This is a genomic window from Tepidanaerobacter sp. EBM-38 (genome assembly GCA_001896545.1).
Taxonomy (GTDB): domain Bacteria; phylum Bacillota; class Thermosediminibacteria; order Thermosediminibacterales; family Tepidanaerobacteraceae; genus Tepidanaerobacter.
Genome location: MPOT01000048.1, coordinates 1 through 1001 on the forward strand (window position 1 = coordinate 1; position 1001 = coordinate 1001).

The 1001-nt window shown below is 50.4% G+C and carries 1 rRNA gene; it reads right to left on the minus strand.

Annotation, left to right across the window (positions count from 1 at the left end):
- Positions 1-903: ribosomal RNA gene (locus BUC45_RS05285) — 23S ribosomal RNA — on the minus strand; the annotation flags it as partial.
- Positions 904-1001: the final 98 nt, after the last annotated feature.

Below are 1001 nucleotides of genomic sequence, written 5' to 3' on the forward strand. Positions count from 1 at the left end.
GCTAGCCCTAAAGCTATTTCGGGGAGAACCAGCTATCTCCGTGTTCGATTGGCTTTTCACCCCTACCCACAGCTCATCCCATGACTTTTCAACGTCAACGTGGTTCGGGCCTCCACGAGAGGTTAGTCTCGCTTCACCCTGTCCATGGGTAGATCACACGGTTTCGGGTCTACCGCGCAAAACTTGCGCCATTTTAAGACTCGCTTTCGCTTCGGCTGCGGAGCTTAACTCCTTAACCTTGCTTTGCGCGGTAACTCGCCGGTCCGTTCTACAAAAAGTACGAGGTCGCTTTCGCTTCCTCCGGTTGTAGACACACGGTTTCAGGTTCTATTTCACTCCCCTCCCGGGGTTCTTTTCACCTTTCCCTCACGGTACTAGTTCACTATCGGTCGTAAGGTGGTATTTAGCCTTGGGAGATGGTCCTCCCGACTTCCTACGGGGTTCCTCGTGCCCCGCAGTACTTTGGAACTGCCGGCTAGGAAATCAAGTTTTGCATACAAGGCTTTCACTTTCTATGGCCCTGCTTTCCAGCAGAGTTCTGCTACTTTATTCCTTCGCCTGCCTACCGCTGTTGGCTTGGCAGTCCATAACCCCATATATGCAACGGCAGCGGCCTTACACATATATGGTTTGGGCTCTTCCCCGTTCGCTCGCCGCTACTGAGGGAATCGAATGTTTCTTTCTTTTCCTCGGGTTACTTAGATGTTTCAGTTTACCCGGTTAGCCTCCCATACCTATGGATTCAGTATGGGATACTTGAGGTTCGCCTCAAGTGGGTTTCCCCATTCGGAAATCTCCGGATCGTAACTTGCTTGCAGCTCCCCGGAGCGTTTCGCCGCTAGCTGCGTCCTTCTTCGCCCCCTTACGCCAAGGCATCCTCCGTGTGCCCTTATTCGCTTGACCTATGCGAAATTGTTAAAAATTGATATTTGGAACTTGATATTTGGATTTGATGCTTTGTTTTCCTCACTGTGTAGTTTTCAAGGTACAGAAATGAAAAA